Source organism: Enterobacter cloacae complex sp. R_G8 (assembly GCF_024599795.1).
GTDB lineage: Bacteria > Pseudomonadota > Gammaproteobacteria > Enterobacterales > Enterobacteriaceae > Enterobacter > Enterobacter dissolvens.
The window spans coordinates 638,335-657,993 of record NZ_CP102246.1 but is presented as its reverse complement, the minus strand read 5'-3'; the positions used below and the strand labels follow the sequence as shown (position 1 = coordinate 657,993).

The 19,659-nt window shown below is 51.7% G+C and carries 32 protein-coding genes; 2 read left to right on the top strand and 30 right to left on the bottom strand.

Annotated features, from left to right (window positions below):
- Positions 1-23 precede the first annotated feature (23 nt).
- From rpsN to rpsJ, 15 genes are all read right to left on the bottom strand, one after another.
- Positions 24-329, bottom strand: coding sequence for a 30S ribosomal protein S14 (gene rpsN / locus NQ842_RS03085; protein ID WP_013099026.1), 306 nt, complete (start codon positions 327-329; stop codon positions 24-26).
- A gap of 14 nt (positions 330-343) precedes the next feature.
- Positions 344-883, bottom strand: coding sequence for a 50S ribosomal protein L5 (gene rplE / locus NQ842_RS03080; RefSeq protein ID WP_001096202.1), 540 nt, complete (start codon positions 881-883; stop codon positions 344-346).
- 14 nt (positions 884-897) lie between these two features.
- Positions 898-1,212: a 50S ribosomal protein L24 gene (gene rplX, locus NQ842_RS03075; protein WP_000729185.1), complete on the bottom strand. Its 315-nt coding sequence runs from the start codon at positions 1,210-1,212 to the stop codon at positions 898-900.
- Positions 1,213-1,222: 10 nt separating this feature from the next.
- Entirely contained in the window at positions 1,223-1,594 is a 372-nt protein-coding gene (rplN, locus tag NQ842_RS03070; protein WP_002919748.1) for a 50S ribosomal protein L14, read from the bottom strand.
- Positions 1,595-1,760: 166 nt separating this feature from the next.
- On the bottom strand, positions 1,761-2,015 hold the full coding sequence (gene rpsQ, locus NQ842_RS03065; RefSeq protein WP_008503489.1) for a 30S ribosomal protein S17: 255 nt from the start codon (positions 2,013-2,015) through the stop codon (positions 1,761-1,763).
- Positions 2,015-2,206 carry a 50S ribosomal protein L29 gene (gene rpmC, locus NQ842_RS03060; RefSeq protein ID WP_013099027.1) on the bottom strand — a complete coding sequence of 64 codons (192 nt, stop codon included), beginning with the start codon at positions 2,204-2,206 and terminating at the stop codon, positions 2,015-2,017. The genes rpsQ and rpmC overlap by 1 nt, the downstream gene beginning before the upstream one ends.
- Positions 2,206-2,616 (bottom strand): 50S ribosomal protein L16, encoded by a 411-nt coding sequence (rplP, locus tag NQ842_RS03055; protein WP_002919759.1) that lies wholly within the window; start codon positions 2,614-2,616, stop codon positions 2,206-2,208. The genes rpmC and rplP overlap by 1 nt, the downstream gene beginning before the upstream one ends.
- Positions 2,617-2,628: 12 nt before the next feature.
- The gene (gene rpsC / locus NQ842_RS03050; protein ID WP_000529945.1) at positions 2,629-3,330 is read right to left on the bottom strand and encodes a 30S ribosomal protein S3; all 702 of its coding nucleotides are present in this window, start codon (positions 3,328-3,330) and stop codon (positions 2,629-2,631) included.
- Positions 3,331-3,347: 17 nt separating this feature from the next.
- Positions 3,348-3,680: a 50S ribosomal protein L22 gene (rplV, locus tag NQ842_RS03045; protein WP_002919773.1), complete on the bottom strand. Its 333-nt coding sequence runs from the start codon at positions 3,678-3,680 to the stop codon at positions 3,348-3,350.
- Positions 3,681-3,694: 14 nt separating this feature from the next.
- Entirely contained in the window at positions 3,695-3,973 is a 279-nt protein-coding gene (rpsS, locus tag NQ842_RS03040) for a 30S ribosomal protein S19 (RefSeq protein ID WP_001138117.1), read from the bottom strand.
- A 16-nt stretch (positions 3,974-3,989) separates the two neighbouring features.
- The gene (rplB, locus tag NQ842_RS03035; RefSeq protein ID WP_000301859.1) at positions 3,990-4,811 is read right to left on the bottom strand and encodes a 50S ribosomal protein L2; all 822 of its coding nucleotides are present in this window, start codon (positions 4,809-4,811) and stop codon (positions 3,990-3,992) included.
- A 17-nt stretch (positions 4,812-4,828) separates the two neighbouring features.
- Positions 4,829-5,131 carry a 50S ribosomal protein L23 gene (rplW, locus tag NQ842_RS03030; protein WP_000617546.1) on the bottom strand — a complete coding sequence of 101 codons (303 nt, stop codon included), beginning with the start codon at positions 5,129-5,131 and terminating at the stop codon, positions 4,829-4,831.
- Complete coding sequence (rplD, locus tag NQ842_RS03025; RefSeq protein ID WP_000424395.1) at positions 5,128-5,733, bottom strand: 50S ribosomal protein L4; 606 nt, start codon at positions 5,731-5,733, stop codon at positions 5,128-5,130. The genes rplW and rplD overlap by 4 nt, the downstream gene beginning before the upstream one ends.
- A 10-nt stretch (positions 5,734-5,743) precedes the next feature.
- Positions 5,744-6,373 (bottom strand): 50S ribosomal protein L3, encoded by a 630-nt coding sequence (gene rplC / locus NQ842_RS03020; protein WP_003863274.1) that lies wholly within the window; start codon positions 6,371-6,373, stop codon positions 5,744-5,746.
- A gap of 32 nt (positions 6,374-6,405) precedes the next feature.
- Positions 6,406-6,717 (bottom strand): 30S ribosomal protein S10, encoded by a 312-nt coding sequence (rpsJ, locus tag NQ842_RS03015; RefSeq protein ID WP_001181005.1) that lies wholly within the window; start codon positions 6,715-6,717, stop codon positions 6,406-6,408.
- A gap of 381 nt (positions 6,718-7,098) precedes the next feature.
- On the opposite strand from rpsJ, the gene NQ842_RS03010 reads away from it, so the two are divergent.
- Positions 7,099-7,572 carry an A24 family peptidase gene (locus NQ842_RS03010; RefSeq protein WP_046889861.1) on the top strand — a complete coding sequence of 158 codons (474 nt, stop codon included), beginning with the start codon at positions 7,099-7,101 and terminating at the stop codon, positions 7,570-7,572.
- Here the strand turns inward: NQ842_RS03010 and bfr are convergent.
- From bfr to fkpA, 11 genes are all read right to left on the bottom strand, one after another.
- Positions 7,556-8,032: a bacterioferritin gene (gene bfr, locus NQ842_RS03005; RefSeq protein ID WP_013099029.1), complete on the bottom strand. Its 477-nt coding sequence runs from the start codon at positions 8,030-8,032 to the stop codon at positions 7,556-7,558. The genes NQ842_RS03010 and bfr overlap by 17 nt on opposite strands.
- 72 nt (positions 8,033-8,104) lie before the next feature.
- The gene (gene bfd, locus NQ842_RS03000) at positions 8,105-8,299 is read right to left on the bottom strand and encodes a bacterioferritin-associated ferredoxin (protein WP_008503493.1); all 195 of its coding nucleotides are present in this window, start codon (positions 8,297-8,299) and stop codon (positions 8,105-8,107) included.
- 178 nt (positions 8,300-8,477) lie between these two features.
- Positions 8,478-9,662 (bottom strand): elongation factor Tu, encoded by a 1,185-nt coding sequence (tuf, locus tag NQ842_RS02995; protein WP_023326212.1) that lies wholly within the window; start codon positions 9,660-9,662, stop codon positions 8,478-8,480.
- A 69-nt stretch (positions 9,663-9,731) separates the two neighbouring features.
- A complete protein-coding gene (fusA, locus tag NQ842_RS02990; RefSeq protein WP_013099032.1) occupies positions 9,732-11,846 on the bottom strand; it encodes an elongation factor G in 2,115 nt (704 codons plus the stop codon).
- Positions 11,847-11,942: 96 nt separating this feature from the next.
- Entirely contained in the window at positions 11,943-12,413 is a 471-nt protein-coding gene (gene rpsG, locus NQ842_RS02985; protein ID WP_003861706.1) for a 30S ribosomal protein S7, read from the bottom strand.
- Between the two features lie 96 nt (positions 12,414-12,509).
- Positions 12,510-12,884: a 30S ribosomal protein S12 gene (gene rpsL / locus NQ842_RS02980; protein WP_000246815.1), complete on the bottom strand. Its 375-nt coding sequence runs from the start codon at positions 12,882-12,884 to the stop codon at positions 12,510-12,512.
- A 124-nt stretch (positions 12,885-13,008) separates the two neighbouring features.
- Positions 13,009-13,296, bottom strand: a complete 288-nt coding sequence (tusB, locus tag NQ842_RS02975) for a sulfurtransferase complex subunit TusB (RefSeq protein WP_013099033.1) — start codon at positions 13,294-13,296, stop codon at positions 13,009-13,011.
- Positions 13,297-13,303: 7 nt separating this feature from the next.
- A complete protein-coding gene (gene tusC, locus NQ842_RS02970; RefSeq protein ID WP_257256487.1) occupies positions 13,304-13,663 on the bottom strand; it encodes a sulfurtransferase complex subunit TusC in 360 nt (119 codons plus the stop codon).
- Entirely contained in the window at positions 13,663-14,049 is a 387-nt protein-coding gene (tusD, locus tag NQ842_RS02965; RefSeq protein ID WP_014833520.1) for a sulfurtransferase complex subunit TusD, read from the bottom strand. Before tusD ends, tusC begins: the two co-directional genes overlap by 1 nt.
- Positions 14,049-14,771, bottom strand: coding sequence for a transcriptional regulator (locus NQ842_RS02960; protein WP_003861697.1), 723 nt, complete (start codon positions 14,769-14,771; stop codon positions 14,049-14,051). Before NQ842_RS02960 ends, tusD begins: the two co-directional genes overlap by 1 nt.
- Before the next feature lie 165 nt (positions 14,772-14,936).
- On the bottom strand, positions 14,937-15,758 hold the full coding sequence (gene fkpA, locus NQ842_RS02955; RefSeq protein WP_013099036.1) for an FKBP-type peptidyl-prolyl cis-trans isomerase: 822 nt from the start codon (positions 15,756-15,758) through the stop codon (positions 14,937-14,939).
- Positions 15,759-15,996: 238 nt separating this feature from the next.
- On the opposite strand from fkpA, the gene NQ842_RS02950 reads away from it, so the two are divergent.
- Positions 15,997-16,215: a protein SlyX gene (locus NQ842_RS02950; protein WP_003861693.1), complete on the top strand. Its 219-nt coding sequence runs from the start codon at positions 15,997-15,999 to the stop codon at positions 16,213-16,215.
- 51 nt (positions 16,216-16,266) lie between these two features.
- Here the strand turns inward: NQ842_RS02950 and slyD are convergent, their stop codons facing one another.
- The 4 genes from slyD to kefG form a co-directional block, all read right to left on the bottom strand.
- Entirely contained in the window at positions 16,267-16,857 is a 591-nt protein-coding gene (slyD, locus tag NQ842_RS02945; RefSeq protein WP_014833521.1) for a peptidylprolyl isomerase, read from the bottom strand.
- Positions 16,858-16,951: 94 nt separating this feature from the next.
- Entirely contained in the window at positions 16,952-17,152 is a 201-nt protein-coding gene (locus tag NQ842_RS02940; RefSeq protein WP_010436300.1) for a YheV family putative zinc ribbon protein, read from the bottom strand.
- A 13-nt stretch (positions 17,153-17,165) separates the two neighbouring features.
- Positions 17,166-18,971, bottom strand: a complete 1,806-nt coding sequence (gene kefB, locus NQ842_RS02935; RefSeq protein ID WP_046889427.1) for a glutathione-regulated potassium-efflux system protein KefB — start codon at positions 18,969-18,971, stop codon at positions 17,166-17,168.
- Complete coding sequence (kefG, locus tag NQ842_RS02930; RefSeq protein ID WP_014833523.1) at positions 18,971-19,522, bottom strand: glutathione-regulated potassium-efflux system ancillary protein KefG; 552 nt, start codon at positions 19,520-19,522, stop codon at positions 18,971-18,973. Before kefG ends, kefB begins: the two co-directional genes overlap by 1 nt.
- Between the last annotated feature and the right edge of the window lie 137 nt (positions 19,523-19,659).

Below are 19,659 nucleotides of genomic sequence, written 5' to 3'. Positions count from 1 at the left end.
TCCCGTGATTCAATTGGTGACAATTACCAGCTAGCCTTTTTCAAGCCTGGCACTTCACCGCGCATGGCGGCTTCACGCAGCTTAATACGGCTCAACCCGAACTTGCCCACATAACCATGTGGACGACCTGTTTGACGGCAGCGGTTACGCTGACGAGACGGGCTGGAATCACGCGGCAGAGTTTGCAGCTTGAGAACTGCGTTCCAACGATCTTCGTCGGAAGCGTTCACATCAGAGATGATCGCTTTCAGTTCAGCGCGTTTAGCGAAGAATTTATCAGCTAAAGCTACGCGTTTTACTTCGCGTGCTTTCATTGATTGCTTAGCCATTCAGTAACCCTACCTTACTTGCGGAACGGGAAGTCAAAGGCAGCCAGCAGAGCACGGCCTTCTTCGTCAGATTTCGCAGTAGTGGTAATGGTAATATCCAAACCACGCACGCGGTCGACTTTATCGTAGTCGATTTCTGGGAAGATGATCTGCTCACGGACACCCATGCTGTAGTTACCACGACCGTCGAATGACTTAGCGGACAGGCCACGGAAGTCACGGATACGAGGTACAGCAATAGTGATCAGGCGCTCAAAGAACTCCCACATGCGTTCGCCACGCAGAGTTACTTTACAGCCGATCGGATAGCCCTGACGGATTTTGAAGCCTGCAACTGATTTGCGTGCTTTGGTGATCAGCGGTTTTTGACCGGAGATTGCTGTCAGGTCAGCTGCTGCGTTATCCAGCAGTTTCTTGTCAGCGATCGCTTCACCAACACCCATGTTCAGGGTGATCTTCTCGACCCGAGGGACTTGCATGACAGAATTGTAGTTAAACTCAGTCATGAGTTTCTTAACTACTTCGTCTTTGTAGTAATCATGCAGTTTCGCCATCGTACTACTCCAAATTACTTGATAGTTTCGCTGTTAGACTTGAAGAAACGGACTTTTTTGCCGTCTTCGAATCTAAAGCCTACACGGTCAGCCTTGCCGGTTGCCGCATTGAAGATTGCAACGTTAGAAACCTGAATAGCAGCTTCTTTTTCAACGATGCCGCCTGGTTGGTTCAGGGCCGGAACCGGCTTCTGATGTTTCTTAACCAGGTTGATACCTTCAACAATGACCTTGCCGGAAGACAGGACATTTTTTACTTTACCGCGTTTACCTTTATCTTTACCGGTTAACACGATAACTTCGTCATCACGACGGATTTTCGCTGCCATGATTCGCTCCTTAGAGTACTTCTGGTGCCAGAGAGATAATTTTCATGAACTTCTCAGTACGAAGTTCACGAGTTACCGGCCCAAAGATACGCGTGCCGATTGGCTGCTCGCTGTTATTGTTCAAAATAACGCATGCATTACCATCGAAGCGAATGACAGAACCGTCAGGGCGACGAACACCCTTCTTGGTGCGCACCACTACCGCTTTCAGCACATCACCTTTTTTGACCTTACCACGTGGAATTGCTTCTTTGATGGTGATCTTGATGATGTCGCCTACGCCTGCGTAGCGACGGTGCGAGCCACCCAGAACCTTGATACACATTACGCGACGTGCACCGGAGTTGTCGGCGACGTTCAGCATAGTCTGTTCTTGGATCATTTTAGTGCTCCGCTAATGTCAACTACTACCTGAGACTCTAAAATCAGAGCCGTTAAAAAGCCCCATATCGAGGGCGCGGCATTATAACACCGCTTCTGCAATATGGGTAGAAAAAATAAACGGCTCATCGCTGAGCCGTTTATTCGTATTGAGAACGGGTACTGTATTACAGAACCGCTTTCTCTACAACGCGAACCAGCGTCCAGGACTTAGTCTTGGACAGTGGACGGCATTCACGGATTTCAACCTTGTCGCCGATACCACATTCGTTGTTCTCGTCATGTACGTGCAGTTTGGTCGTACGCTTGATGAATTTACCGTAGATCGGGTGTTTCACAATGCGTTCGATAGCAACAACGATGGATTTCTCCATTTTGTCGCTAACAACACGACCTTGCAGAGTACGGATTTTATCGGTCATTACGCACCCGCCTTCTCAGTCAGTAAAGTCTTAACGCGTGCAACATTGCGACGCACTTGCTTCAGCAGGTGGGTCTGTTGCAGCTGGCCACTTGCAGCCTGCATACGCAGGTTGAACTGCTCGCGCAGCAGGTTCAGCAGCTCAGCGTTCAGCTCTTCAACGCTCTTTTCACGCAGCTCTTTTGCTTTCATTACATCACCGTCTTAGTTACAAAGGTGGTTTTGATAGGCAGTTTCGCTGCTGCCAGGCCGAAGGCTTCACGGGCCAGCTCTTCCGGAACACCGTCCATTTCATACAGGACTTTGCCCGGTTGGATCAAGGCAACCCAGTACTCCACGTTACCTTTACCTTTACCCATACGAACTTCCAGCGGCTTCTCGGTGATCGGTTTGTCCGGGAATACACGGATCCAGATCTTACCTTGACGCTTAACTGCACGGGTCATTGCACGACGTGCTGCTTCGATCTGACGTGCAGTCAGACGACCACGGCCAACAGCTTTCAGACCGAAAGTGCCGAAGCTAACATCCGTACCCTGCGCCAGACCACGGTTGCGGCCTTTGTGCACTTTACGGAATTTTGTACGCTTTGGTTGTAACATCAGCGACGCTCCTTATTTACGGCCTTTACGCTGCTGCTTTTTAGGTTGAGCAGCCGGTTTTTCCGGTTGTTCAACAGCAGCCATACCACCCAGGATCTCACCTTTGAAGATCCATACCTTAACGCCGATTACACCGTAAGTGGTGTGCGCTTCAGAGGTGTTGTAGTCGATGTCAGCACGCAGAGTGTGCAGCGGTACGCGACCTTCACGGTACCATTCGGTACGTGCGATTTCCGCGCCGCCCAGACGGCCGCTAACTTCAACTTTGATACCTTTAGCGCCCAGACGCATTGCGTTCTGTACAGCACGCTTCATAGCACGACGGAACATAACACGACGTTCCAGCTGAGAAGTGATGCTGTCAGCAACCAATTTAGCGTCCAGTTCAGGCTTACGAACTTCAGCGATATTGATCTGTGCAGGAACGCCAGCGATATCCGCTACGACCTTGCGCAGTTTTTCTACGTCTTCGCCTTTCTTACCGATAACGATGCCAGGACGAGCAGTGTGAATAGTCACACGGATGCTCTTAGCTGGACGCTCGATAACGATACGAGATACAGACGCTTTAGCCAGTTCCTTAGTCAGGTACTGACGTACTTTAAAATCGCTGTCCAGGTTGTCAGCGAATTCTTTGGTGTTCGCAAACCAGGTAGAGTTCCATGGTTTTACAATACCCAGGCGAATACCATTAGGATGTACTTTCTGACCCATTGCTAGTCTCCAGAGTCTCAGCGATCGGACACAACCACAGTAATGTGGCTGGTGCGCTTCAGGATGCGATCTGCACGACCTTTCGCACGCGGCATAATGCGCTTCATGCTTGGGCCTTCATCTACGAAAATTTTCGCGACTTTCAGATCGTCGATGTCAGCGCCATCGTTGTGTTCAGCGTTAGCAATGGCAGATTCCAGTACTTTCTTGACCAATACCGCAGCTTTCTTGTTGGTATAGGTCAGGATGTCCAGGGCCTGCGACACTTTCTTACCGCGAATCAGGTCAGCAACAAGGCGAACCTTCTGTGCAGAAGAACGAGCATGGCGATGTTGAGCTAAAGTTTCCATCTCTTCCTCCTACCTTATTTCTTCTTCGCTTTTTTATCAGCAGCGTGGCCGCGATAAGTACGAGTCGGTGCGAATTCACCCAGTTTGTGACCAACCATTTCGTCGGTAACAAAGACTGGAACGTGCTGACGACCATTATGGACAGCGATGGTCAAACCGATCATGTTAGGAAAGATCGTTGAACGACGGGACCAAGTGCGCAGGGGCTTCTTGTCTCCGCTTTCCACCGCTTTCTCTACCTTCTTCAGCAAGTGCAGGTCAATAAAAGGACCTTTCTTGAGAGAACGTGGCATGGCTTATCCTCTAAAATTATTTGCTACGGCGACGTACGATAAATTTATCAGTACGCTTGTTGCTGCGGGTCTTCTTACCTTTGGTCTGAACGCCCCACGGAGTTACCGGGTGCTTACCAAAGTTACGACCTTCACCACCACCATGTGGGTGGTCTACTGGGTTCATCGCAGTACCGCGAACGGTAGGACGAACACCACGCCAGCGTGCAGCACCAGCTTTACCCAGAACGCGCAGCATATGCTCAGCATTGCCAACTTCGCCCAGAGTAGCGCGGCAGTCTGCTTCGACTTTACGCATTTCACCAGAACGCAGACGCAGGGTGACATAAGCACCGTCACGCGCAACGATCTGAACGTAAGTACCCGCGGAACGCGCCAGCTGACCGCCTTTACCTGGTTTCATTTCTACGTTATGAACGGTAGAACCAACCGGGATATTGCGCATCGGCAGGGTGTTGCCTGCTTTGATTGCAGCATCAACGCCAGACTGAATCTGGTCGCCAGCTTTCAGGCCTTTAGGGGCCAGGATGTAACGGCGTTCGCCGTCTTTGTACAGAACCAGCGCGATGTTCGCGGAACGGTTCGGATCGTACTCAAGACGCTCAACAACTGCTGGGATACCGTCTTTGTTGCGTTTGAAGTCAACAATACGATAAGCCTGCTTGTGGCCACCACCGATGTGACGAGTGGTGATACGGCCATTGTTGTTACGACCACCGGATTTGCTGTTTTTTTCCAGCAACGGAGCAAAAGGTTTGCCCTTGTGCAGCTCAGGGTTAACCACTTTAACTACGTGGCGACGACCCGGAGATGTCGGTTTACATTTAACAACTGCCATTGTATTACTCCTCCGACTTACTCAGCGCCGCCAACGAAGTCCAGGTTCTGGCCTTCTTTCAGGGTGACGTAAGCTTTTTTCCAGTCGCTACGACGACCGATACGCTGTCCGTGACGTTTAACTTTCCCTTTAACTACCAGGGTGTTAACGACTTCGACTTCGACTTCAAACAGTTTCTGCACAGCAGCTTTGATCTCTGCTTTGGTCGCGTCTTTAGCAACTTTGAGAACGATGGTGTTTGTTTTTTCCATCGCAGTAGACGCTTTTTCAGAAACGTGCGGTGCGCGCAGCACCTTCAGCAGACGTTCTTCACGAATCATGCCAGCATCTCCTCAACTTGCTTAACAGCATCAGCAGTCATTACGACTTTGTCGAAGGCGATCAGGCTAACCGGGTCGATACCAGTCGCGTCGCGTACGTCAACCTTGTGCAGGTTACGCGCGGCCAGGAACAGGTTCTCGTCCAGCTCACCGGTGATGATCAGCACATCTTCCAGAGCCATGTCTTTCAGTTTCTGTGCCAGCAGCTTAGTTTTAGGCGCTTCTACAGAGAACTTCTCGACAACGATCAGACGATCCTGACGTACCAGCTCGGACAGAATGCTTTTCAGCGCGCCGCGGTACATCTTTTTGTTAACTTTTTGACTGTGGTCCTGTGGACGCGCAGCGAAGGTCACGCCACCTGAACGCCAGATCGGGCTCTTAATAGAACCTGAACGCGCACGGCCGGTACCTTTCTGGCGCCATGGCTTTTTGCCAGAACCAGTTACTTCAGCACGAGTCTTCTGAGCACGAGTACCCTGACGAGCACCAGCTGCATAAGCAACAACAACCTGGTGAACCAGCGCTTCGTTGAAATCACGACCGAAGGTAGTTTCGGAAACAGTCAGCGCGCTCTGCGCGTCTTTCAATACTAATTCCATTGCTATCCCCTTACGCCTTCACAGCTGGTTTAACGATCAGGTCGCTACCGGTTGCACCCGGGACCGCACCTTTAACCAGCAGCAGGTTGCGCTCAGCGTCAACACGTACTACGTCCAGGCTCTGAACAGTTACACGTTCGTTGCCCAGCTGACCTGCCATTTTCTTGCCTTTGAACACTTTGCCCGGAGTCTGGTTCTGACCGATAGAACCCGGAACGCGGTGAGACAAGGAGTTACCGTGAGTAGCGTCCTGGGTACGGAAGTTCCAGCGCTTAACGGTACCAGCAAAACCTTTACCTTTAGAGGTACCGGTTACGTCAACTTTTTTAACGTCAGCAAACAGCTCAACGCTAATGTCCTGACCTACGGTGAACTCTTCGCCTTCAGCAAGACGGAATTCCCACAGACCACGGCCAGCTTCAACGCCAGCTTTAGCGAAGTGACCCGCTTCTGGTTTGGTTACACGGTTAGCTTTTTTAGCACCAGTGGTAACCTGAATAGCGCGGTAGCCATCGTTAGCCAGATCTTTAACCTGAGTAACGCGGTTTGCTTCAACTTCGATTACGGTTACTGGGATAGAAACGCCATCTTCAGTGAAGATGCGGGTCATACCCACTTTTTTACCGACTAAACCAATCATTGTTTCAACCTCTCAATCGCTCGATGACCTGATTAACCCAGGCTGATCTGCACGTCTACACCGGCAGCCAGATCCAGACGCATCAGAGCATCAACGGTTTTCTCAGTTGGCTCAACGATGTCAACCAGACGCTTGTGAGTGCGGATTTCGTACTGATCACGCGCGTCTTTGTTAACGTGCGGGGAGATCAGAACGGTGAAGCGCTCTTTGCGGGTCGGCAGCGGGATCGGACCACGGACTTGCGCACCAGTGCGCTTAGCAGTCTCGACGATTTCCGCGGTTGATTGATCGATCAGACGATGATCAAACGCTTTAAGGCGGATACGGATTCTTTGGTTCTGCATGAGACCAGAGCTCCAATTATTTTATAAACGAAAATGATTACTCCTCAAACCCATTACGATTGATGGGAGAGTGTAACCGTTCTTACGTAGCTCCCCAATTGGGAGCATTGTTGAGTAACAAAATGAGTCACTCCGGTTCAGATTGAACCCGCCGTCAATTACGACAAGCCCGCGCATTATACGTAAATCTGGGCAAGACGCAAGTGCCGTTTAGAATTTAAGCGCCAAAGGTGTACCTTGCGTAAGGCCTCGTACTATTTTCTGCAATCCGCCCCCTTTCCTCTGTTCTTATGAAACCATTACGCAATTTCATTTTTTGGCTATTGCCAGGCATTCGTGGTGTGAAGAGTATGCGCTGAAATTCACCTTGAGGTTTCGTTCATGCTTACTCTCCTCCCCTTCCTGCTCATCTATTTTGTTCTCTCAGGTTTACTGGTGCGTGAAGATATTCGCTCAGGCATTCTCCCTGATAAATATCTCTGTCCCCTGTTATGGGCTGGTTTGCTCTATCAACTCTGTCTTCACCCTGATTTTCTGCCTGGCGCAGTGGTCGGGGCGATGGCAGGGTATGTCGGCTTTGCCATGATCTACTGGGGTTATCGGCTCATATTTCGCCGTGAAGGGATGGGCTATGGCGATGTGAAGTACCTTTCGGCACTCGGTGCATGGCATGGTTGGTGCGTGTTGCCCGAACTGGCACTGGTTGCCGCACTATTGGCGCTGCTCTATCTTCTTATGACTTCGTTGTTCAACCCTGCCAGACAGACATTAAAAAACCCACTGCCTTTTGGGCCATTTCTGGCGGCAGCGGGTTTATGCGTAGGTTGGCAGACGCTGGTTAATCTTCCACTTTAATTTGCGACTGGAGATAGTTTTGCAGGCCAATTTTACCAATGAGATCCAGCTCAGTTTCCAGCCAGTCGATATGCCCTTCTTCATCGGCCAGAATCTGGATCATCATATCGCGGCTAACGTAGTCATGGACGCTGTCTGCGTAGGCAATAGCTTCGCGAAGGTCTTTTGCGCCTTCAAGCTCAAGTCTGAGATCGGATCGCAGCATCTCTTCGACATCTTCGCCGATACCAAGTTTGCCGAGGTCCTGCAGGTTGGGGATGCCTTCGAGAAATAAAATACGCTCGATATACTTATCGGCATGTTTCATCTCATCGATGGATTCGTGGTATTCGACATCGTTGAGGCGCATAAGGCCCCAGTTCTTAAACATTCTCGCATGGAGAAAATACTGGTTGATTGCGACAAGCTCATTTCCCAATAATTTATTGAGATAACTTATGATTTTAACATCACCTTTCATTATATAGTCCCTCCGCTTCCACTCATTGAAGCGTAGATCGGGCTACAGGGATGTCAAAAAAAAGATGGGCGCTTACGCGATCTCTTTGTATTCCGGGATCTGCATCAGTTCGTCCTGCATAATCTCACGGGCAGCACGTACGCATTTACCGCATTGATTTCCCACTGGAACAAACTTGCGAAGTTGCTGGAAGGACTGTGGCTGAAACTGGCGAACGGCCTGACGTATTTTTTTGTCACTCACACCATTACATAAACAAACGTACATAAAGACTCCCGTTCAAAATATGCGCAAAGTGTAAGTGAGAATGGTTATGATTACAATAGCACAAACGCCAGTATGCGGGGCGGGAGCAAACAAAAAATGCGAAAATTTGTGACAAGTACAAACGCTAAGAAAACAAAAAAGGACGCCGAAGCGTCCTTTTTTATTCGGGGATAATTAATTAGCCCAGAACTTTTGCAACCACGCCCGCGCCAACGGTACGGCCGCCTTCACGGATTGCGAAACGCAGACCGTCGTCCATCGCGATTGGGTGGATCAGAGTCACAACCATCTTGATGTTGTCGCCTGGCATTACCATCTCTACGCCTTCTGGCAGTTCGATGGTACCGGTCACGTCAGTTGTACGGAAGTAGAACTGTGGACGGTAGCCTTTGAAGAACGGAGTATGACGGCCGCCTTCGTCTTTGGACAGGATGTACACTTCAGATTCGAACTTGGTGTGTGGCTTGATTGAGCCTGGCTTCGCCAGTACCTGACCACGTTCGATTTCTTCACGTTTGATACCACGCAGCAGAACACCAACGTTCTCACCAGCACGGCCTTCGTCCAGCAGTTTGCGGAACATTTCAACGCCAGTACAGGTAGACTTCGCAGTCTCTTTGATACCAACGATTTCAACTTCTTCACCCACTTTGATGATACCGCGCTCTACACGACCGGTAACAACGGTACCACGACCGGAGATGGAGAATACGTCTTCGATTGGCAGCAGGAATGGCTTGTCAATCGCACGCTCTGGTTCTGGGATGTAAGAATCCAGGAAACCAGCCAGTTCGATGATTTTCGCTTCCCACTCTGCTTCGCCTTCCAGCGCTTTCAGCGCGGAACCACGAACGATTGGAGTGTCGTCGCCTGGGAAATCGTACTGAGACAGCAGTTCACGAACTTCCATCTCTACCAGTTCCAGCAGCTCTTCGTCATCAACCATGTCACATTTGTTCAGGAACACGATGATGTAAGGAACGCCTACCTGACGACCCAGCAGGATGTGCTCACGAGTCTGAGGCATTGGGCCGTCAGTCGCAGCTACTACCAGGATCGCGCCGTCCATCTGCGCAGCACCGGTGATCATGTTTTTAACATAGTCGGCGTGGCCTGGGCAGTCTACGTGTGCGTAGTGGCGAGTCGGGGTGTCATATTCAACGTGAGAGGTGTTGATGGTGATACCACGAGCTTTTTCTTCTGGTGCGTTATCGATCTGGTCGAATGCACGAGCAGAACCACCGTAGGTTTTTGCCAGAACGGTAGTGATTGCAGCAGTCAGGGTAGTTTTACCATGGTCAACGTGGCCGATAGTACCAACGTTGACGTGCGGTTTTGTACGTTCAAATTTTTCTTTAGACACGGCTATATTCCTTACTATAGTGCTCTCCCCTCAGGAGAGAGCACGGGACTTAGGTTTTAATCCTGTGGATTACTTACCACGGGCTTCAATAACGGCCTGAGCAACGTTGTTAGGCGCATCATCATACTTCAGGAATTCCATGGTGTATGATGCACGACCTTTGGTCAGAGAACGCAGCTGAGTTGCATATCCGAACATTTCAGACAGCGGAACTTCAGCATGGATCTTAACGCCAGTTACTTCGGATTCCTGACCGCGCAGCATACCGCGACGACGGCTCAAGTCACCGATAACGTCACCGGTGTTCTCTTCAGGAGTTTCTACTTCAACCTTCATGATTGGCTCAAGCAGAACTGGTTTTGCTTTCTTAAAGCCTTCTTTAAAGGCAATAGACGCAGCCAGTTTAAACGCCAGTTCAGAGGAGTCAACGTCGTGGTAAGAACCGAAGTGCAGACGGATACCCATGTCAACAACCGGATAGCCAGCCAGAGGGCCCGCTTTCAGCTGTTCCTGGATGCCTTTATCAACGGCAGGGATGTATTCGCCAGGAATTACACCACCTTTGATGTCGTTGATGAACTCGTAACCTTTCGGGTTAGAGCCCGGCTCCAGTGGGTACATGTCGATCACAACGTGACCGTACTGACCGCGACCACCAGACTGCTTAGCGTGTTTACCTTCAATATCGGTAACTTTCGCGCGAATCGCTTCGCGGTAAGCAACCTGAGGTTTACCCACGTTCGCTTCAACGTTGAATTCGCGTTTCATACGGTCAACGATGATGTCCAGGTGCAGTTCACCCATACCTGCGATGATGGTCTGGTTAGATTCTTCATCAGTCCATACGCGGAATGATGGGTCTTCTTTCGCCAGACGACCCAGAGCCAGACCCATTTTTTCCTGGTCAGCTTTGGTTTTTGGTTCAACCGCGATGGAGATTACCGGCTCAGGGAATTCCATACGCTCCAGAATGATCGGGTGATCCGGGTCACACAGGGTGTCACCAGTGGTCACGTCTTTCAGACCGATAGCTGCAGCGATGTCGCCCGCACGAACTTCTTTGATCTCTTCACGTTTGTTAGCGTGCATCTGTACGATACGGCCAAAACGTTCACGCGCCGCTTTCACGGAGTTCAGGATGGTGTCACCGGAGTTAACCACACCAGAGTATACGCGGAAGAAGGTCAGGTTACCCACGAATGGGTCGGTAGCAATTTTGAACGCCAGTGCAGAGAACGGCTCGTCGTCGCTTGCGTGACGCTCAGCCGGAGTATCTTTACCGTCGTCCAGGATGCCGTTGATCGCAGGAACGTCAACCGGGGATGGCAGGTAGTCAACTACCGCATCCAGCATCGCCTGAACACCTTTGTTCTTGAACGCAGAACCACAGGTTACCAGGATGATTTCGTTGTTCAGAACACGCTGACGCAGAGCTTTTTTGATCTCTTCTTCAGTCAGTTCTTCACCACCCAGGTATTTCTCCATCAGCTCTTCAGAAGCTTCAGCAGCGGATTCGATCAGGTTCTGGTGCCATTCGTCAGCCAGGTCCTGCATCTCAGCCGGGATATCTTCGTATTCGAAGGTAACGCCCTGGTCTGCATCGTTCCAGTTGATGGCTTTCATTTTCACCAGGTCGATAACGCCGGTGAAGCCTTCTTCAGCACCAATTGCCAGCTGCAGCGGAACAGGGTTCGCGCCCAGACGGGTTTTGATCTGACCAACAACTTTCAGGAAGTTAGCACCCATACGGTCCATTTTGTTAACGAACGCGATGCGTGGAACTTTATATTTGTTCGCCTGACGCCATACGGTTTCAGACTGTGGCTGAACACCACCAACTGCGCAATAAACCATTACCGCGCCGTCAAGAACACGCATGGAACGTTCTACTTCGATGGTGAAGTCAACGTGCCCTGGGGTGTCGATGATGTTTACGCGATGCGGTTCGTACTGCTTAGCCATACCTGACCAGAATGCAGTAGTCGCTGCGGAGGTGATAGTAATACCACGCTCCTGCTCCTGTTCCATCCAGTCCATGGTGGCTGCGCCGTCATGAACTTCACCGATTTTGTGGTTTACACCGGTGTAGAACAGAATACGTTCGGTAGTAGTGGTCTTACCGGCGTCGATGTGCGCACTGATACCGATGTTACGGTAGCGTGCGATGGGTGTTGTACGAGCCATTTGATTCCTCGTTTGTTTCTTTAGGCGTTCAGTTAAGTAACCCAGAGCGGGCGGCTTCTCTGAAGCGCCCGCCTGGTGACTAATACTCCGAAGGGATTACCAACGGTAGTGTGCGAACGCCTTGTTGGCTTCTGCCATACGGTGAACGTCTTCACGTTTCTTAACTGCAGTACCTTTGTTTTCTGCAGCATCAGAAAGTTCGTTCGCCAGACGCAGAGCCATGGATTTATCACCGCGTTTACGAGCAGCTTCAACGATCCAACGCATTGCCAGGGCATTACGACGAACCGGACGAACTTCAACTGGAACCTGATAAGTAGAACCACCAACGCGGCGGGACTTAACTTCTACAGTTGGGCGAACGTTGTCGAGAGCGACTTCGAAAGCTTCCAGTTCATTTTTACCAGAACGCTGAGCCAGGGTCTCCAGCGCGCTGTATACGATTGCTTCTGCAGTAGATTTTTTACCATCTACCATCAGGATATTTACAAATTTTGCCAGCAGTTCTGATCCGAATTTCGGATCTGGAAGAATTTTACGCTGACCAATGACGCGACGACGTGGCATGGGAATACTCCGTTGTTAATTCAGGATTGTCCAAAACTCTACGAGTTTAGTTTGACATTAAGATAAATCAGTTTGGCCTTACTTAACGGAGAACCATTAAGCCTTAGGACGCTTCACGCCGTACTTGGAGCGAGCCTGCTTACGGTCTTTAACACCTGAGCAGTCCAGCGCACCACGAACGGTGTGGTAACGAACACCCGGAAGGTCTTTAACACGACCGCCACGGATCAGGATCACGGAGTGCTCCTGCAGGTTGTGACCTTCACCACCGATGTAGGAAGTCACTTCGAAACCGTTAGTCAAACGCACACGGCATACTTTACGCAGTGCGGAGTTTGGTTTTTTAGGAGTGGTGGTATACACACGAGTACATACACCACGTTTCTGCGGGCATGCTTCCAGCGCAGGCACGTTGCTCTTTGCAACTTTGCGTGCACGTGGTTTGCGTACCAGCTGGTTAACTGTTGCCATTAAATAGCTCCTGGTTTTAGCTTTTGCTTCGTAAACACGTAATAAAACGACCTCATACAATATGAGGACGCGAAATTTTAGGGCTACGTCGAAAAGGTGTCAAGAAATATACAGCGATCTCAAATCACCAGTTCATTTGACTGGCGTGCGTCACAGTAAGATTGACGAAATCAGTATAGCCAACCACGTCAATTTTGGCTGAAATTTGACCAGAAAGACCCCGCGCATCCAGATCGTCCTTTAGCGCAGAGACAGTTATGGGGGCATTCGTGAGGATTTCAACGAAACGGCTACCTTCCAGCGCAGCGAGTACGCCATCCTGAATCAACAGCAGATCATCACCTTCGCGCAGCATGCTCAGTAACGTGTCGATATCACATTGCCACGGTGAGCGGCTCAGGGTATGGAGCATGGCGGCCTCAGAAAGTCAGAACAGTGTCGTAGTGGGAGAGTTGTTCGCGCAGCGCAGCAGAAGGTAAGGTCGTCACGTCCAGCACGAAAGGGGTCTTATCGCTCAAACCGCGCGCAGTTAAAGAGTCGGCACAGACATAGCAGTTTTCAATATCGTAAAGCGGAAGCACTTTGAAGGTTGCGATATAGTCGCGCGCCAGAATGGCTTGCGGCTGTTGCCCCGCCAGCATTTGAAACACCCCGTCCCCTAAAAAGAAGACGCCGATATCTTCTGTTAATGCCGATGTCGCAAGCAGCGCATCCAGACCTTCGCGGCCTGAGGCGCTTCCGTGCGGCGCAGAAGTAAAAACAAATGCCACACGCTTCATCAGAATTGCACCACTCTGTCGCAGGTTAACGCCGCCTGGGCCAGCGCGCCAAGACCACTCAACGAAAAACCAGGCTGCAGGTTAGCGCCCGGCAAACCCAGGCGTTCAGCTTCGGCTGCATCCGTCACACCGCGACGCAGGGCCGCTGCCACACAGATATGCAGTTCAACACCCTGCGCCTCATTTAACGCCTGCCAGGCGCGCACCAGATCAAATTCATCGCTTGCCGGTGACGTAAACTGGTTCGCGTTATAGACCCCTTCCCGATAGAAGAAGACGCTCACCAGTTCATGTCCGGCTTGTAGCAGCGCCTGGGCAAACTGCAGCGCGCTGCTGGCCTGCTGAGTACCATACGCCGGGCCTGTCACCATTAACGCAAAACGCATTACTTATCTTGTCCCAGGAAATCACCGCTTTTGAACTGGCGAATGTAGAGATAAACCGTATGTTTGGAGATGTTCAGACGATCGGCCACCTGGTTAATCGCGTCTTTGATATCAAAAATGCCTTTTTCATAGAGATTCAGCACGATCTGACGGTTCTTGGCGTTGTTCGATACGTTGCGATCGGCATTCACTTCTTCAATCGTGAACTCGAGAGTCTGCGTCACGAGATCTTCAACAGAGGAGGCAAAGTTAACAGAAGAGCCCACGTCTGGCGTTTCTGGCGGAATAAAGGTGCTCATGATTTGCGAGAATGGCACATCAAGGTTCATGTTGATGCACAGCAGTCCAATCACACGGTGCTCGCGGTTTCGAATAGCAATGGTTTCTGATTTCATCAGCACGCCGCTTTTGGCGCGAGTGAAATAACATTTGGAGACGCTGCTGTCCGCGCCGGTCATGTCATGCAACATGCGCAATGCAAGGTCGGTGATTGGCGAACCAATTTTACGGCCAGTATGCTCACCATTAGCAATGCGGATGGCGGAACACTTCAGATCTTGCAGGGAGTGCAATACGATTTCGCAGTGGGACCCAATGAGCATCGCTAACCCGTCCACCACCGCTTCGTAGGATTTCAGAATATCGAAGTCGGTCTGGTCGAAAGGACGTTGATCCAGCAAATCAAGTTCACTGGTTTCGTTGGTTAAAAGCGACCTGGACATGAAAAAAACACTCCTTTTCAGGAGCCTGTCGTTAGGTTTTCAGGGCAGGCTCATTATCTACACGGACAACTAAATTAATACAGCGTGCCTAACGCTTTCCAGTGTTAATTATATCTGCCCCACAATAAAAAAACCGCCGCCTTAAAGGCGGCGGTTTTCATACGATTACTTCTTCGCGTCTGCGGCAGCTTTCTGATCTGCCTGCGCTTCTGGTTTCGCATCGGCTTTCGGTGCCGGTTTGATGTCCAGCAGCTCTACGTCAAACACCAGCGTAGAGTTGGCAGGGATACCCGGAACGCCGGTTTTGCCATAGGCCAGATCCGGTGGAATAACCAGCTTGATCTTACCGCCTTTCTTGATGTTTTTCAGGCCTTCGGTCCAGCCTGGGATCACACCATCCAGACGGAAGGAGAGCGGCTCACCACGGGTGTAAGAGTTATCGAACTCTTTACCGTCAATCAGCGTACCTTTGTAGTTCACCACGACAGTATCGCTGTCTTTCGGTGCGTCACCGGTACCTTCTTTCTCAACTTTGTATACCAGACCGGTAGAAGAGGTTTTTACGCCCTTCTCTTTAGCAAAGGTATCGCGGTAGGCTTTGCCTTTCGCTTCGTTGTCTTTAGCGTCCGCTTCCATCTTCGTCTGAGCGGCACCTTTCACACGCGCTTCAAACGCCTGCAGAGTCTGTTCAATTTCCTGGTCAGACAGTTTGCTCTTATCAGCAAATGCATCCTGAACACCCGCGATCAGCTGAGCTTTGTCCAGTTTGATACCCAGTTTCTCTTGTTCTTTCAGAGAGTTTTCCATGTAACGACCCAGAGATGCGCCCAGTGCGTAGGCAGATTTCTGGTCGTCATTTTTGAACGCCGCTTTGCTGTCTGCAGTTGCAGCAGGCTTCGCAGCAGTATCAGCAGCGAAGGACAGCGGCGCGTTCAGCGCAACAGCCATCGTCGTCGCCAGCAGCGTTACTTTAAACAGTGATTTCATCCATATCTCCAGGGCCTGGGGACTCTCACCCCAGCATTAAACGTAAATGAGCTACGTACTATAAAACGTTGAGGAAGAAATCTACAGACAGACTCTCCCGATTCTCGCCACTTTTCAGACTATTTTTGTTTAAATAAGTTTCTTGCCAAAGGGATGGATACTGCACGAAGGGACAAACTCAGTTAAACTTCGCCGCCGCTGGCCCACTATGGCGAATCAGAAACAGACGAGGTGAATGATGAAGGACACAACGATTGAAGCGAGACTGGCTGAACTGGAAAGCCGCCTGGCTTTTCAGGACATCACCATCGAAGAGCTTAACCAGACCGTGACCGCGCATGAACTCGAAATGGCGAAACTGCGGGATCATATGCGCCTGCTGACGGAAAAGCTGAAGGCAACGCAGCCGTCAAACATCGCCTCACAGTCTGAAGAGACGCCACCGCCTCATTATTGAGGCGTAAAAAAAGCGGGATTATCCCGCTTTTTTATTTTCCGTCATACGGAATCAGTGACAACCGCAGCCGCCGTTACCGCAACCACCTTTACCGTGGTCGTGACCATGGTCGTGGTCGTGGCCGTGACCACCGCAGCAGCCGTCGTGGCCGTGATCGTGGTCATGGTCGTGACCGTGCGCACCGTGAACGTGGCCATGAGCCAGCTCTTCTTCCGTTGCTTCACGGATAGCGACAACTTCTACGTTGAACTTCAGGTTCTGGCCAGCCAGCATGTGGTTGCCATCAACCACAACGTGGTCGTCTTCAACTTCAGTAATTTCAACCGGAACCGGGCCCTGGTCAGTTTCCGCCAGGAAGCGCATGCCAACCTGCAGCTCGTCAACGCCCATGAACACGTCTTTAGGAACGCGCTGAACCAGGTTGTCGTCATACTGACCGTAAGCGTCGTTCGCGCCTACAGCAACGTCAAATTTATCGCCAACTTCATGACCTTCCAGCGCGTTTTCCAGGCCGGAAATCAGGGAACCGTGACCATGCAGGTAGTCCAGCGGCGCACTCACCGGAGACTCATCAACCAACACACCGTCTTCTGTACGTACCTGATAGGCCAGGCTGACCACCAGGTCTTTTGCTACTTTCATGATATCTCCTGAGCGTGGGAAAATTGCTGGCGCAGATTGTAGCGGAAATCTGCACCCGTGTACCCTTTAGCTTAAAAAAACTCAGGGCATATCGCTAGTCCGGATGAAAAATGCCGATCACTTGCTCTTCTTTGCGCACGTGATCGCGTGCTTCTTTGTCGGCCTCACGCATCTGGTGACCGCACTTAACGCACTCAACAACATCAATATTATTCTCACGCCACATCGCCAGGGTATCTTGTGCCTGGCAGGTCGGGCATTTTGCGCCCGCGATAAAGCGTTTACGTACAGCCATATTTGGTTACCCTTTATTCAAATTCGTCCCAGCCGTCCAGCTGGCGTCGTTCCTGCTGCATCTCGCGCTGGAAAATCTCCTCCAGCTCACGACGCGCTTCCCGCACGCGGGAGATCTGCGCCGTATCCGTGTGCACGGGCATCAGCTCGCGCAGCATACGCATATCCAGCCGGCGGAAGTGCATCTGGGCACGCTGCGCCTGATGCGGGTGCATGCCCAGCGAAATCAGCGCTTTTCGCCCTAACTCAAGCGCACTGGAAAACGTCTCACGCGAGAAGTGTTTCACCCCCGCCTGCAACAGTTCGTGCGCTTCCACACGTCCCCGCGCACGCGCCAGGATATGCAGATGCGGGAAATGCTGCTGACAAAGTTCTACCAGCTTCATCGTGTCTTCCGGATCGTTACAGGTAATGACGATCGACTCCGCCGCCTCCGCGCCTGCGGATCGCAGCAGTTCGAGCTGCGTCGCATCACCGTAATAAACCTTATAACCGTATTTGCGCATCAGGTTGACCGCGCTGATATCCCGCTCCAGCACCGTGATGCGCATTTTGTTCGCCATCAGCAGACGACCGATCACCTGCCCGAAGCGGCCAAACCCCACCACAATCACCTGCGGCTTATCGTCTTCCACCCACGGGGCTTCATCTTCATCGTCAGCCGGGTTTAAGCGGCGCGACAGCAGTTTATCCACCAGCTTCATCAGCAGCGGCGTGGTCATCATCGACAGCGTGACCGTCACCAGCAGAAGCGCCATCTGATCGTCTTTGAACAGTTTCTGCGACGACGCCGTAGAGAACAGCACAAACGCGAACTCTCCCCCCTGGCTAAGCACGCTGGCAAACTGCATGCGTTCCGAACTGCGCAGCCCGGATATACGCGCCATGACGTACAGCACCAGGGTTTTCACCGCCACCAGCACAGCCACACTCACGATAACCCACAGCAGATGGGTATAGAGCACACCGAGATTGAGCGCCATGCCGACCGAAATAAAGAACAGCCCTAACAGCAGCCCTTTAAAGGGTTCGATCGCAATTTCCAGTTCGTGGCGGTATTCGCTCTCGGCGAGCAGCACCCCGGCGATGAACGTACCAAGCGCCATCGACAGCCCCAGCGCGTCCATAAACAGCGCAGAGCCCAGTACCAGCAGCAGCGTTGCGGCGGTAAACACCTCACGCACGCCTGACGCGGCGATAAAGCGGAACACCGGACGCAGCAGGAAACGCCCCCCAATCAGCATGCCCGCAAAGGCCAGCACCTTCATGGAGACTTTTGCCCAGTCGAAATGATCGTCACCGGGCCCGGCCAACAGCGGCACCAGCGCCAACGCCGGGATCACCGCTAAATCCTGAAACAGCAGAACCGAAAAGCCCAGTTGCCCCGACTCACTGCGGTTCATGCCCTTGTCACGCATCAGCTGCAATGCCATCGCCGTTGAGGACATGGCAAGGCCAATACCGCCGATGGTCGCCGCCTGCCACGAAAAGTCAGTGAGCATCAGCAGCCCGGCCAGAATGGCTGCGCTGAACAGCACCTGCGCCGCGCCAACGCCAAAGATTGAGCGCCGGAGCTGCCACAGCTTTGACGGGTTCAGCTCCAGGCCAATGATGAACATCAGGAACACCACGCCCAGCTCGGAGAAATGGAGAATTTCATCGACATCGCTGATGAATCCCAGCCCCCAGGGGCCAATTGCAATCCCCGCCAGCAGATACCCGAGCACCGCGCCAATACCGATCCGTGCGGCCAACGGTACCGCCACCACCGCGGCAAACAAAAACAGCACCCCGGCGAGGAGTAAATTCGATCCTTCCATTAACGCCCTCCTGCCGGAATCGGTGATGCCAGCCATTCACCATACGCTCTGGCGTGGCTCGCCAGCTCCTTCGGATCCTGACGCCGCGCCCAGTAGATGATAATAGGGCTCATCCAGTGCATACGGCACATCGCCGCCGTCAGCTCGAAGGGCCGCAGGATATCGCTCATCGGATAACGGTTAAGGCCATCGTAGCGGTAAGCGCTCTCCGGCTCACCGGTGGTAATCACGCTACGCCAGTACTTTCCCGCCAGTTGGTTGCCCCCCACCCCGCTGGAAAATCCCCGACTCAGCACCCGATCCAGCCACTCTTTCAGCAGGGCCGGACAGCTATAGGTATAGAGCGGATGCTGGAACACAATCACGTCATGCTGACGCAGCAATTCCTGCTCGTACGGAATATCGATAAAGAAATCAGGGTAGTGCGCGTAGAGATCGTGCACCGTCACGTTACTGAGCTGAGTAGCCGGCTTAAGCAGGACGCGGTTTGCCACCGAGTCCTGAGATTCCGGATGGGCATACAGCAGCAGCACTTTTGCTGTCTGAGACATCACTCCCCTCCCGGTTCTGTTTCTGTTTTTGTGTATCGTCGTTGTTTTGGGCTACCATGGCGGCCCGGTGCGGAAAATGGCCCACACCTTACATTATCATAATGACAAATTAACATAGTCGGAACATACGGCGCTTC